The sequence below is a fragment of the Thermophilibacter sp. ZX-H3 genome (genome assembly GCF_052599055.1).
On the sequence record NZ_JBQXES010000017.1, the window covers coordinates 18,607 to 31,076 of the forward strand.

A 12,470-nucleotide genomic window follows, 5' to 3' on the forward strand; every position below is an offset into this window, starting at 1 on the left:
GTCACCCCTCCCTTCCAAGCCAGAACACGCTTGCGTCGTCCGATTTCTTGAGGCGAGGATATCGCACGTAGTCCGGATCCGCCTCCTCAAGCTCCCGGAGCTCCGCCGCGAGCCCCTCGACTCGCGCGGCGGACAGCTCCGGCAGCTCGCCTGCGGCATTGGCCAGCCCAAAGGACCCGAACGCCCGCCACATCCCGTCGCTCATGCCGGCAACCGCGACCACCTCGGGACGCGGAAGCGCCGCGCGACGCAGGTGGGCAAGCCCCGCGCCGGAGGGGTCCAGGCACCAGTAGCCGCCCTCGGTGTTCCGCAGCCGTCGGTGGTCCAGGATGACGTCATCCACCAGCGCCCGCTTCTCGGGGCCCGAGAGAGCGCGCCCGAAGGCAGCGGCACGCTCGCGGCTCACGCGGAGCGCCTCGGCATCCAGCCCCTCGAGCACCTCGTCCGTCGAGAAGAACGTCGAGCCATCGCGCATGACGGCAACGAGCGGGGAGTCCCCCAGCCCGTAGAGCTCCACGGCGTCGGCGGACACAACGGCGAGCGCGAGCGTCGCCGAGGGAATGGCGTCGGGGTCGGCCTGCGCAAGCGGGCAGCCCAGCGCCTCCTCAAGCTCCGAGCGCGCCGAGGCGACGGCGGACCGGAGCGCCTCCTCGGCCGAGGCCCCTGCCTCCAGCGCCTCGCACGCGCCGGCGCCCACCGTGTGGGAGAACCACTGCGCATTGCTCCCGAAGCGCCCCGCAAAGAGCGGCGCGCCCGCAAGCCCCGTGGCCCCGTCAATCACGATGCCATAGCTCGACGTCGCCCGGACGAAGTCCTCGTTCACGGCGTTCCCGCGGTCGGTGAAGTGGAAATGGCGCATCGGATACCTCCGCCACGTCAGGGGCCAAGTCAATGTGTGAGCGTCGGAACACCTGTAATAAGAGTTGAAAATAGGACGGATCCGATTAGGGCAATCCCCAAGCTCGCCAGGGTTCCAACAAGATACTGCTCCGCAAAATCACCGCTTTCCTCAATCTTCTTGAATCGCGCAATACTCTTGGCAGTCATCACAAATGCAATCGCAGAGTACTGGCCAAGAAGCGCTAGCGCCACAACAATGGTTCGCTCAACGACGCCGATGATTCGGCCCGAGCGCTGCGCCGCGAGGACAATCTTCTCTTTCGAGCGTGACGCAGCGTCGAATTCTCTCAGCGACCCCAGGAGCTCCCTCACGGTCACCTCACCCGGCTTGCCCGCGAAAAGGACAGATGCGAAAACGGCAAGGAGCGTCGCTAAGCGGGCGTCCGCATCCAGCAATGATCGCCCATCTACGGAGAAAAGCTCGGCAAGAACGCCCATGCCCGCGCACACGGTGATATGAAGTGACTGATCAAGGCAGTATCCCTTCCAGTCTCCGAGGCGGTGTCTGACCTTAGGGCGGACCACCCCGTCAAGCGCGGCGTGGGTGATTCCCGTCGCAACCGCGACAAGCGCAATCCAAGGTAAGCCCACGCCAATGAGGACCCCGGCCGCAAGGGCAGACAGCGCAGCGCACAATACGGCGTGACTCGCAAGCATGACCGCCGAGCTTTCCTTTGCCCTAGCCATGCCGTCGGTCTGCAGGTAGAAATCCCCCAGCAAGTGCGCGAGCAGCATGCTGCCAATCGCTGCGCCCACCTATCTCTCCCCTCCTTGGCACCAACGGACCATGAGGGCGGCCGCGTTGCGTTCCTCCAAAACGCAGCCGGAGCCAATTAGCCTGTCGATGCTGCTCCTCGACATGAACCCCTCTACACTGGCAAGCCGGTAGGATAGTCCCCGGAGACTCTCCGTCGGCCAGGAATCACCACCACGACATCCGACGTCTACGTTCTCGACTGCGCCATCGGGAAAATCCCTCCCGCTTAGAACCCCGGCGCGACGCCACGCATCATAGGCTGTACGGTCTCCCTCTAGAAGCAAATTGAGCAGGTGCGCGCGGGCCTCCTCCAATTCCCATCCCGCCGACCCTGCCGCAAAGACAGGCGATGCGACCAGCGGCCTGCAGAGCTCAACGAGGCGCGCGACCGCCTCTTGCTTCTTACTCCTTCCGCAGCAGATTCCAATGGCATAGCCTGCCAGCACGGTTAGCTCCGAACTCTTGTGGTTTCCCCAAATTACAAGGCGATAGAGCCGGCTTGCTTTGGCCTCCTCGGCGGCGGCGCGAGCGCAGTGGTACGCCGTCCCGTCCTGCGCGGGCGACGGCTCGCCCTCAATGTTGACCTCCCAGCCGCCCACTCCGATGCCGCCACGCATCTTAACGGGAGCCATGAGGATGGACAGCTCACGATAATAAAGAAATGCGGCGGCAGTATTTAAAAAGAGGCCTTGTATCTCATCCCCACCGCTGAACGCGGCGCTCACCGCCATTCCTCCGCCATGCAGCTCGTTGAGAAACCTGATTGATGCCTCCAGCTTTCTCTGTATGGAGAGTCGTTCCTCAATTTCGTAGGCTCTCGAATCCTCAATATCGGCAATCAACGCACTGAATTGCTCCACGCTACCCCTCCTTCGTCTTACCAAGAATAGCGCGGTTTTTTTGCGCGAAGCATGCTTAGTGCAGAAAAACTGCGCCAAACGGACTTGGATAGATAAACAGAGAAAGGGGCCTGACGCACAGCAGGGACAGGACGGAGGACGGACTGAGAACTACCTACGAAACGCCGGCCTTCATCCCAGCTACAACCACGTTCCCGAATCCCGAGGCGACGGCCTCTCCACGAAGGCGGAGCATCTCGTCCGACCCTGGCGTGGGGTGTCCTGACAATGCCCCGCGCACCCCGTTCGGCCTAAAGGGGATAAGCTTCAATCGCACGTCACCGCGCCGCCGACCAAGGACCTCGGCCACACCCCGGATCGCCCGACGGGCATCGGTCCACTCCCCGTCAACGTATACGACTCTGACCTCCTCCAGCTTCCCCAAACCGCTCAGAAGCTCGAGATTCCGCTTGACTGCCTCGTTGCCCGTCCCCGTCAGCCTGCGGAACACCGTAGAACTCCAGCTCTTCACATCGAGCATGACCCCATCCGTAGCGTCGAGAAGGTCAGCATGGTTCCAGAGCCCTACCGTACCGTTAGAATCCACAAGCGTGCCGAGGCCAGCCTCCTTGCAAAGCTCAAAAAGGCGGGTCAAAAACGCTGGGTGAAGCGTGCACTCCCCTCCCGAGGCCGTCACCCCCCGTATGAACGGCACCCACCCCCTTATCCGTTCGAACACCTCTTCCGCGCTCATGACGACCACTTTCGGGGAGGCATGCCGCTCGCAGGCGCGTATGCAAGCGTCGCAACCGAGGCACTGTCCCTCATCCCAAATTACCCGCGATCCGTCTCGCATGAGCGCCCCGACGGGACACGCCTCGATGCACAAGCCGCATCCGTCACAGAGGCGCTGGGTCTCCGGATTGTGGCAGTACTCGCACGCGATGTTGCACCCCTGTAGGAAGACGGCAGCGCGGCTCCCCGGCCCATCCACGAGGCTGAAGGGAATGATTTTGTTCACCGGGGCAACGGCGGCCATCAGAACCGCACCTTCCGCTCTCCCAGATGGTTGTTGGCGTAGTTGTCCACCGCGCCGTGTGCGGTATCGTGCAGGACGGGAGACCCCTTCGCAAACTGCCCCATTTCGCTGCGCTTGGCAAGATATCCCGTGATTCGCACGAGGTCACCGTCAGAGGAATAGAAACTCAGGTACTTATCGCCAATGGAAAAGGCTCCTTTGACAAGATCGAGGATAGCCTCGGGATTCTCTCGTGCCGTCGACTCCACGGGGAAGATGTCGGAAACCCCTGTCGGGAAGAAGCGATGGAAGCGAGCGCTGTGTCGGATATGATCAAAAAGCACCTTGGGCTCGTCCCCCACCCTGATTCGTACCCCCGGGGTCACGCCCTGCTGCTGCGCGAGCCCACCTTGGGCGTGGAGAAGGTAGCGGTCGTGTGCGATCGGCGAGAAGGGCGCAGGATGCTCGCTCACGAGTTCAGAAATCTTTGCCATAATCCTCTCGGCCAAGTCATCCGCCTCGCCGTCTCGTCCGTAGCGGAGGTCTCCCCCGTGCGAGAGGAGCGTGGAGACGCACTCGCTCATTCCGGCGACCCCAAACATTCCGACAAAGCGATCGGGGCTGATGAGGCCTTCGTCGACCAAGAACGAGCTGGAGAAGAAGTTGCTCTTCTCCACAATAAAGGAGACGCGCGCATCCATGTACTCGAGCAGAGCACCAACCGCCTCAGGCAGGAGCTCGTCCATAAAGTGCCCCTCGCTTGAGGCGAGATCGGCGAGTCGGGGGAGGACAATCCGGGAGAGACAGTACCCGCCGCCTCCAAGGGGGAGAACGTTAAAGCAGCTGCAGACCCCATAGCCACCTTCGAACGTCTCGCGGTGAATCGCATCGTTTGCGAAGGCGGGGTTCGAACAGTCCAAGGCCGTCATTAACGCCCGCACGGCAAAGTCATCCGGGGTGACATCAGCGTCATATTTCATTGTAAGGTTGGGAACGGAATTCTTAAGACGAGCCTCCGCGGAGAGAATCAGCCTGCCGGCACGCGTCTCTCGAGGCCCAATGTTCGCGTGACAGTAACCGTTGGCGATTACGCGATCAAGATACGTGAGAAAACCGCAGATCTTGGTGAGAGCCTCCTCGTCTGTAAGGTCATCCAAGAAGGGATCAATCAGCCTATCCAGCTCACCTATAAAGACGGGTCGTCCCGTCACGGATGGTATGTGGGCATAGAGTATCTCCAAATCAACGATAAGGTCATCAAGCGTATCCGGGGGATCCAGCCGAAGGAAGGAGCTCCCGTTCCTGACGAAGCGTTCGAAGTCTGCAAGGACGTAGCGAGGGCGATAGGGGGCCTTCCCCTCGTTCATGTCACAAAGAGCTTCGCGCTCATAGAAGTAGCGAAACTCGTCAGGGACGGAAAACGGACACCCGTCGTTCTCCGCAGCCTGCGCCAATCGCAGGACCTTCTGATCGTAGGTCAGTCGTTCCGATGTGATGATGTCGATATAGCGATTCATGCCAGCAGCATCCTTTCCCTCTCGCCCTGCCCAGACATTCCAAGACGTCGTCTGAGACGCCGTTCCAGCTCCTTGACTCCCCTACGGTCTACGACGATCCTGCGCCCCTCAAGGCGCACGACCCCCTCGTCGGATAGCGCGGCGAGACCCCTGCTTACGGTCTTCACGCTGACCTTGATCCGGTCTGCCAGCTCCTGTCGTGTCTCGCAAATCACCATCCCGTTGGGCGATTCCCTCCCATACATCCAGAGGGCATACTCGAGTCGCTCGCTACCGCTCCAAAAGAGAAGGTCACGTGCCGCGCGAGACTGCTCGACGCTCTGCCTGAGAAGAGTCCTCGCCCGACAGAACAGAGCATCCGGACTGCTCTTTAGCCACGCGAGATACGAGCAAGTCCTCAACACGCGCAGCTCGCAGTCCTCAAGAGCGAGCAGGGTCGCACGATAGCACCGATAACCCGCCATTGCCTCGGTCTCGCCCAGCATGATGCCCGAGCCAAACTCAGCCACCACGAAGCAGCCTCCGGATACCTCTCGCCTGACAGCTCTAATCAGCCCGGACACGAGGTAATACACGTAATCACCGTCCTCACCCTCTCGCACGAGACAGTCGCCACGACGAAGCCTCTTCGCTCGAGAAGCAGCCACCAGCCAGTTCGGCAAATCTTCGTAGGCGATTGCCGATGCGGCGTATGGCTCGAGACCGCTTCCACACGGAGCGCTCAACGCTCCTTTCATGAGACCCTCCTTGGGTTGAGGTTAGGTCCAGGCAGTAAACAACTCCAGGACATTTGTCCTCCTAGCTGCATCTTTTTGTGACAATTGGCAACGATTCCCAACAAATAACGCCTCTTGCGCGCACGGGTTCCTATGATTGGCCCACCAAAATGCTTCGACGATTGGAGGCCACCATGGGCCGAGTGTTTCTCATCGTGCTTGACAGCTGCGGGATAGGCGGCGCGCCCGACGCCTCCTTCTTTCACGACGAGGGGAGCGACACCCTCGCCGCAGCGGCCGCGAGTCCTCTTTTTTCGATGCCCAACATGCGCGAGGCGGGACTCTTCAACATCAATGGCGTCACCTGCGCCACACCATCCGATAGGCCTTCCGGAGCTTTCGCTCGCGTGCAGGAGCGATCGATGGGCAAGGACACGACAACGGGGCACTGGGAGATAGCAGGCGTCGAGTCCCCCGTCCCCATGCCCACCTTTCCCAATGGCTTCCCCCACGACCTCATCGAGGCGTTTGAGCTGGCGACGGGACGCAAGGTCATCTGCAACCGCCCCTATTCCGGCACCGCAGTCATAGCAGACTATGGGCGGGAGCACGTAGAGACCGGTGCGCTCATCGTCTATACGTCCGCGGACAGCGTCTTTCAGGTGGCGGCACACGAGGATGTAGTCCCTATTGACGAACTTTATCACTGCTGCCAGATAGCGCGCGACCTTCTTGTAGGCGACTACGCAGTAGGCAGGGTCATCGCTCGCCCCTTTGACGGGGAATACCCCAACTACTCTAGAACGTCCCGTAGGCATGACTTCTCCCTCAATCCCCCGACCGACACCATGCTCGACTACCTCTCGAGCGCCGGGAGAGACGTGCTCGCAGTGGGCAAAATCAACGACATCTTCGCGGGTCGCGGCGTGACCGACATGGTGCGCACCGCCAGCAATGCAGAGGGCATACAGCGCACCCTTGAGTGGGAACGGCGCAACTTCGAGGGCCTCTGTTTCACCAACCTCGTTGACTTTGACATGCTCTATGGCCATAGAAACGACGTCGACGGATACGCCCGTGCTCTGGCTGAGTTTGATCGCGCCGTCCCCGACCTCCTATCGGGCCTTTGTGAGGACGACCTCTTGATGGTCACCGCCGATCATGGCTGCGATCCTTCGACCCCCTCAACGGACCACTCGCGCGAGTGCGTGCCTTGGGTCATTCTCGGCCCTCACGTGAGGCCCGCGACAAACCTCGGGACCCTTCCCACTTACGGGGACATAGCCGCCACAATCCTCGACTATCTGCAAGTCACCGGAGAGACGTGCGGCACCTCGCGACTCCCGCAAATTCTCTGCGACTAGAATCAACGCCATCAAGGGGCACGCCGCCCCTCTCGTCAGCACGTGGCGAGAGGGGCGGCGTGCCTGAAAACGACTCGAACTCGAGCGCGCTCTCTACGCCCTCTTCGCCTTGGCCCGATCAGCAGCAATCGTCATGCGGATAGCCTCGATAGCGGTACGAATCGCCGGCTCTGTATCCCAGGTACACACGGGACCGGTCTTGAGCTCAGCCTCTCGCTCGAGGTTCCGACACAACAGAAGCACCGTCGCGCAACGGACCCTCAGAGCGGATGCAACGATGTAGAGCGTCGCGGACTCCATCTCTGATCCCAGGGCACCAGCCCGCTTCCAGGCATCCCACTTCTGGAGTAGCTCATAGCTGACGGGCATTCTCTCCGGGTCATGCTGACCATAATACGAATCCTTACACTCGACAACACCGAGATGACTCTTGAAGCCGAGCTTTTCGGATGCATCCCGGAGCGAGCAGACCAGGTCGAAGTTGGGTACTGCGGGATATTCGATGGGAACGTATTCCCGTCCCGTGCCCTCCTTTCTGATGGCTCCGGTCGGGATAATCAGGTCGCCTGGGACAAGTGAGCTGTCAACTCCCCCACAAGTGCCCACGCGAACGAATGTATCCGCGCCGAGCATGTGAAGCTCCTCCATCGCAATGGATGCCGAGGGGCCTCCGATACCCGTAGAGACAACGCTGACCTTCTCGCCGTCGAGGTAGCCGGTGCAGGTGTTGTACTCTCGGTTCGTCTGAACGTGCACGGCGTCATCAAGATATGCGGCGATCTTTTCGACGCGGCCCGGATCGCCAGGAGTGATAACGTACCTCCCGACGTCCCCCCGCTTGCACTTAAGGTGATGCACCAACTCTTCACTCATTGCGTTACTCCCTATCCCTGGAGGCCCGAGCGCCTCGACTCCACGAGCGCCTCGACTGCCTCATCCATGGTCACGACGCGATTGCCAATACCGAGCTTGCGACACAACCTGCTGACATACGGCTGTTTGAGCATTGCCTCGTCCAACGCCCCAAAGTCCCAAAAGACCTCCTGCGGAGTCCCCGCCGTAACCACCTTCCTATTTGCCATTACAATGACCCGCGAGAAGTTCTCGACGACGAACTCCATGTCGTGAGAAATCGTGATGAGCATCTTCCCCCGCTCCTGCAACGTCTTTAGAATCTGCGAGAGCCTGCGGTTTCCCACGAGATCCTGACCAGCCGTTGGCTCGTCAAAGATGATGACCTCCGTGTCCATAGCCAGAATCGCGGCTATGGTGATGAACTTACGCATGGACAGAGGGAGGTTGAACGGGTTTTCTTGCCGCACGTCCTGGAGGCCAGTGAGGACAAGGGCATCCTCAATGAGGGCCCCGATTTCCTCGGGAGTGCGATCCAGCGCCTTCGTGCCAAACGCAACTTCCGCCTCAATCGTTGAATTGAAAATCTGGTCGTCGGGGTTCTGAAACACGTAGCCAACGTGACGGCTTAGCTGTGCCACGGTAAAATCCCCGGTATTCATTCCGTCGACAAGAATCTCTCCACGCGTGGGACGCACGAGACCGTTGAGCATCTTGACGGTGGTCGTCTTGCCGGCGCCGTTCTGACCGATAATCGCCACGTTCTCTCCTCGCTCGATGGAGATGTCCACCCCATCGACCGCAAGGAAGCCGCCGGGATATTCGTGTCCCACGCCCTTCATCTCGATATACGCCATGACTACTGCCCTCCCTTCCGTAGACCCTCGCCGACCGAGCGCGCGGCCTCGGACTCGGTCACAGGAATGCGCGGGATGGCAAACCCCCGCTCACGTAGCCGGTTTCCCAAGATTGAAATCTGAGGAATCTGAACGCCGTGGTTTTCGTAAAGCGAGATGTCGGAAAGCACGTCATGGGTGGGACCGTTCGCGATGAGCCGAGCATCCTCGAGCACGAGAACGCGATCGGCATACTCCGCGATAAGGTCGACCTTGTGCTCAACGAGCACAATTGTCTTGTGTTTTTCCTTCATGGTGCTAATCACCCTGAAGACGCTTTCCGTCCCCGCCGGATCAAGCTGCGACGTAGGTTCGTCGATGACCAGAATGTCGGGTTCAAGCACAAGCGTTGATGCGAGCGCAACGCGCTGCTGCTGTCCCCCCGAGAGCTCAAAGGGATTCTTGAAGGCGATATGCTCGATGTCGGTCATTCTCATAACGTCGACCACACGACCCTCAATCTCGTCAACCGAAACGCCGAAGAGCTCGAGACCGTAGGCAATCTCCTCAAACACCGTCTTCTTCACACCGCTGATCTGGTTGAAGGGGTTCTGGAAGACGTATCCGATGTTAAGCGCAAGCTCACCCTTGTCGAACTCCTGGATTGGCCTGCCCTTAATGCGAATTTCTCCCGAGACCTCACCCTTGTAGAACGACGGCGCAAAGCCACGAATGAGCGCGCAGAGCGTGGTCTTTCCGGAGCCGTTGGCACCAATCACGCCAGTGAATGACCCCCTCTCGAGGGCAAAGCTCACGTGACTGACTGCTGGACTCTTGGTCAGGGGGTACGTATAGGTAACGTCATCGAACTCGATTACAGAATCCACAGCGCAACCCTCCCCGCAATCGCCGCAATCGTGACCACGGCAGCAAAGACGAATGCCTTGCCCTCATTTCCCGAACGCCTCACTTCGATGAAATGGGTTTTGGCACAGTCGACGTCGAACCCCTTGCTCTCGAGAGTAAGCACACGCTCCTCGGTATTCATGATTGAACCAACCACGAGGGGAACAATCATGGGGAAGAAGGCCTTTGCGCGCACAAGCATATTGCCTTGCGTCTCAATGCCACGCGCCTGCTGGGCGTTCATGATCAGCTTCGAGCTGCTGCTAAGAACATCAATCATCTGGAACGTGGCGAGAATGACGAACGCGGACTTGTGACTCATGCCACCTTCCTCGAGCGCATACGTCAGCTCGTTAACCTCGGAGGTCTGAAACAGCCACAGCACCACACCGGCGATATTGAGGATGAGAAAACAGAGAACGATGGCATGTTGCAGTCCGTCGGCATAGATGTTGATGAAACCGAAGCTGAACGCCACGACATCACCGCGCAGCACCAGCACCTGCACGACAAAGATGACGGCAACAAAGGTGAAGATCACCTTGAAGAGCGAGAGGAATCTATCCCCAATCCCGCTCGCCGCGAATAGGGCCGGTATCACCAGGAAGAGCGGTATGATGAGGAGGGCATATCCGTTGAAGGTAATGGTTGACAGGAGCGCCGTCACCACGCAGTACATGAGCGCGATTGCAACCTTGGCTGTGGGGTACAGTGCCGCCAACGGATTTGCCTTCTTTATTGTTAGCTTTTCTCTATACATACGTCCTCGCAATTAAGTTATTGTTCCTTCAGCGATCACCGCTCCCGACCATGCGAGCTCAGTCGGGGCAGGTCGCTAGGCGCTCTTCGTGTCCTCCGCCGGCTTCTTCATGTAGTTCTCGCCGAGGCTGTAGCGGATGAGAGTCCTAGGCGGAAGAACGCGCACGATAAGCAGCGTAACGATAATTGCGATGGCACGGTCAAGGCACGTGAAGAGCAGGTTGGTGCTCACGACGGACACCCAAATCTTCTGACCGGAAGCCATCAGCGCAGCGGCAAAGAGCGAGTCAGCGGAGCTCGTCACACCGCCAAAGAGAAGAACCTGGATTGGCGCGGAGACGATTGTGGATGCAAGCGCCGTGAGGATGATGGAGACAACAATCTTCCAAGGCTTGTTGAACATGTTCGCACGCGCCAGGAAGCCGGCAACCAGGCCAACTGCGATGCTCACAAGCGCAAAGGGAAGACCGCTAGGGTTGGTGATGCTGGTAACCAGCTGAGTTAGAAGTCCCGTAAGGGCACCAACCCAGGGGCCGCACAGCATCGAGGCGAAGAAAGTACCGATCGTATCGAGGTACAGCGGCAGAGAGAGGGCATGGTGAATCTGCGATCCAACAAAGTTGACCGCAACGGCAATCGGCATGGTCAGGAGGGCGTTCATGGTGAAGTCGTTCTTGATCGAATTGGTACCGCTCATGTTTCTTCCTTTCAAAGAGACGTTTTTCGGTAAGCTCGACCGCCAGCCGAGGCCTCCTTTCTGCGATAAGTTGTTCTTCTTAGCAAAGAACGCTGGCGGATCACCAATCTGCTAACTGATGAGACGCGTGCTGCCACGAACCATCAGAGTTGGCTCAATTACTCGACTCGCTATCCTGGGCTTGCCCTCAACCATGTCAATCAGCTCGTCAGCCGCATTCATGCCGATTTGCTCAATAGGCACGTGTACCGTGGTGAGGGGCGTCTCGAGGACATCGGCTACGAAGATGTCATCGCTACCCACCACCGAAATGTCGCCGGGGATAGAAAGTCCATAACGCTTAACCTCTTTATATATTCCGAGGGCAATCATGTCATTAAACGCAAAGATTCCGGTAGCGCCCTGACCGAGCAGGTGTGGGAGTCCCAATTGTCCGCTCTGAATCTTGTAGTTGCCACGGTAGACGAGGTCAGAATTAAAGGGAATCCCAGCCTCCTCGAGCGCCATCCGATACCCTTTGAGTCTCATGTTTGAGCTCACATAGTCAACGGGGCCGGATATGGCACCAATTCTCCTGTGCCCACAGTCCAACAAGTGCTTCGTCGCAAGATAGCCATCGCGAACGTGGTCGCAGGTATCCGCGCGAGACGAGAACCCGTCAATCTCAACATCCATCGTCAGCGCTGGAACGCCCGCATTTCTCGCTAGGTCATATGCGCGGCGGATCTCCCCCACGCTCGGTATGGCGGAATGCGGGAGAACGATTCCCTGAATCTCATGCTCGATGAACTGCCTGAGATGGACTGCGTTGGTATCCCCGTCAAACTGTGAGTAGCCGACCTGGAGCACCTGATATCCTCGCGCCCAGGCCCGAGAGATAATGCCGTTGAGAACCTGCGAGAAGAATATGTTGATTGAGTCGCAGACAACACCGATGGTCCTGATATGGGCATGCGGCGGGGCCACACGCTTGCGATAGCCCAGCCTCTCTGCAGCGGCAAATACTCTAGCGCACGTGGATTCTGGTATTCGCTCTGCCCTCCCTCCCAGAACAAGCGAGACGGTCGCCGGAGAGACCGAAGCCGCAGCGGCAACGTCCTTCATGGTCACCTTCTTGCCCGACACGGTCTCACCTCTTTGTTAATTTTTTTACTAATCATTTAGCACTTTTGTTATGCTTGAAGCATAGCAGCTCATAGAGATGAGCCGTCTCCGCATTCTGGCATTTTTCCGCTCACCGAACTATTGCTGCCGTTTGTCCTGATAATATGCTAGATTCTACGCGCTGCCACACTCCATATCATGGTAT

13 protein-coding genes are annotated in these 12,470 nt (G+C 58.9%); 1 reads left to right on the forward strand and 12 read right to left on the reverse strand.

What is annotated here, in order from left to right:
* Position 1: 1 nt before the first annotated feature.
* The 6 genes from ACULPM_RS08065 to ACULPM_RS08090 all read right to left on the reverse strand — a co-directional run bounded on the left by ACULPM_RS08065 (position 2) and on the right by ACULPM_RS08090 (position 5,768).
* Positions 2-859, reverse strand: a complete 858-nt coding sequence (locus ACULPM_RS08065) for a protein phosphatase 2C domain-containing protein (protein WP_445332058.1) — start codon at positions 857-859, stop codon at positions 2-4.
* Positions 860-888: 29 nt separating this feature from the next.
* Complete coding sequence (locus ACULPM_RS08070) at positions 889-1,656, reverse strand: DUF3307 domain-containing protein (RefSeq protein WP_445332057.1); 768 nt, start codon at positions 1,654-1,656, stop codon at positions 889-891.
* Entirely contained in the window at positions 1,657-2,517 is an 861-nt protein-coding gene (locus ACULPM_RS08075) for a SatD family protein (RefSeq protein WP_445332056.1), read from the reverse strand.
* A 154-nt stretch (positions 2,518-2,671) separates the two neighbouring features.
* Positions 2,672-3,535: a YjjW family glycine radical enzyme activase gene (locus tag ACULPM_RS08080; protein WP_445332055.1), complete on the reverse strand. Its 864-nt coding sequence runs from the start codon at positions 3,533-3,535 to the stop codon at positions 2,672-2,674.
* Complete coding sequence (locus ACULPM_RS08085; RefSeq protein ID WP_445332054.1) at positions 3,535-5,031, reverse strand: YjjI family glycine radical enzyme; 1,497 nt, start codon at positions 5,029-5,031, stop codon at positions 3,535-3,537. Before ACULPM_RS08085 ends, ACULPM_RS08080 begins: the two co-directional genes overlap by 1 nt.
* On the reverse strand, positions 5,028-5,768 hold the full coding sequence (locus ACULPM_RS08090; RefSeq protein ID WP_445332053.1) for a Crp/Fnr family transcriptional regulator: 741 nt from the start codon (positions 5,766-5,768) through the stop codon (positions 5,028-5,030). The genes ACULPM_RS08085 and ACULPM_RS08090 overlap by 4 nt, the downstream gene beginning before the upstream one ends.
* Positions 5,769-5,941: 173 nt before the next feature.
* Between ACULPM_RS08090 and ACULPM_RS08095 the strand changes: the two genes are divergently transcribed.
* Positions 5,942-7,111 carry a phosphopentomutase gene (locus ACULPM_RS08095; protein WP_445332052.1) on the forward strand — a complete coding sequence of 390 codons (1,170 nt, stop codon included), beginning with the start codon at positions 5,942-5,944 and terminating at the stop codon, positions 7,109-7,111.
* Positions 7,112-7,204: 93 nt separating this feature from the next.
* Here the strand turns inward: ACULPM_RS08095 and ACULPM_RS08100 are convergent, their stop codons facing one another.
* The 6 genes from ACULPM_RS08100 to ACULPM_RS08125 form a co-directional block, all read right to left on the reverse strand.
* On the reverse strand, positions 7,205-7,984 hold the full coding sequence (locus ACULPM_RS08100) for a nucleoside phosphorylase (RefSeq protein WP_445332051.1): 780 nt from the start codon (positions 7,982-7,984) through the stop codon (positions 7,205-7,207).
* Positions 7,985-7,995: 11 nt separating this feature from the next.
* Complete coding sequence (locus ACULPM_RS08105) at positions 7,996-8,820, reverse strand: energy-coupling factor ABC transporter ATP-binding protein (RefSeq protein ID WP_445332050.1); 825 nt, start codon at positions 8,818-8,820, stop codon at positions 7,996-7,998.
* A gap of 2 nt (positions 8,821-8,822) precedes the next feature.
* Complete coding sequence (locus tag ACULPM_RS08110) at positions 8,823-9,686, reverse strand: energy-coupling factor ABC transporter ATP-binding protein (RefSeq protein WP_445332049.1); 864 nt, start codon at positions 9,684-9,686, stop codon at positions 8,823-8,825.
* Complete coding sequence (locus ACULPM_RS08115; RefSeq protein ID WP_445332048.1) at positions 9,674-10,426, reverse strand: energy-coupling factor transporter transmembrane component T; 753 nt, start codon at positions 10,424-10,426, stop codon at positions 9,674-9,676. The genes ACULPM_RS08110 and ACULPM_RS08115 overlap by 13 nt, the downstream gene beginning before the upstream one ends.
* 114 nt (positions 10,427-10,540) lie before the next feature.
* Positions 10,541-11,161, reverse strand: coding sequence for an ECF transporter S component (locus ACULPM_RS08120; RefSeq protein WP_445332047.1), 621 nt, complete (start codon positions 11,159-11,161; stop codon positions 10,541-10,543).
* Between the two features lie 111 nt (positions 11,162-11,272).
* Entirely contained in the window at positions 11,273-12,286 is a 1,014-nt protein-coding gene (locus ACULPM_RS08125) for a LacI family DNA-binding transcriptional regulator (protein WP_445332046.1), read from the reverse strand.
* Between the last annotated feature and the right edge of the window lie 184 nt (positions 12,287-12,470).

Excerpts from the sequence above, each read along its gene's own strand:
- ACULPM_RS08090 (WP_445332053.1), bottom strand. The coding sequence starts at position 5,768 with ATGAAAGGAGCGTTGAGCGCTCCGTGTGGAAGCGGTCTCGAGCCATAC.
- ACULPM_RS08065 (WP_445332058.1), bottom strand. The coding sequence starts at position 859 with ATGCGCCATTTCCACTTCACCGACCGCGGGAACGCCGTGAACGAGGAC.
- ACULPM_RS08080 (WP_445332055.1), bottom strand. The coding sequence starts at position 3,535 with ATGGCCGCCGTTGCCCCGGTGAACAAAATCATTCCCTTCAGCCTCGTG.
- ACULPM_RS08105 (WP_445332050.1), bottom strand. The coding sequence starts at position 8,820 with ATGGCGTATATCGAGATGAAGGGCGTGGGACACGAATATCCCGGCGGC.
- ACULPM_RS08095 (WP_445332052.1), top strand. The coding sequence starts at position 5,942 with ATGGGCCGAGTGTTTCTCATCGTGCTTGACAGCTGCGGGATAGGCGGC.
- ACULPM_RS08100 (WP_445332051.1), bottom strand. The coding sequence starts at position 7,984 with ATGAGTGAAGAGTTGGTGCATCACCTTAAGTGCAAGCGGGGGGACGTC.
- ACULPM_RS08085 (WP_445332054.1), bottom strand. The coding sequence starts at position 5,031 with ATGAATCGCTATATCGACATCATCACATCGGAACGACTGACCTACGAT.
- ACULPM_RS08120 (WP_445332047.1), bottom strand. The coding sequence starts at position 11,161 with ATGAGCGGTACCAATTCGATCAAGAACGACTTCACCATGAACGCCCTC.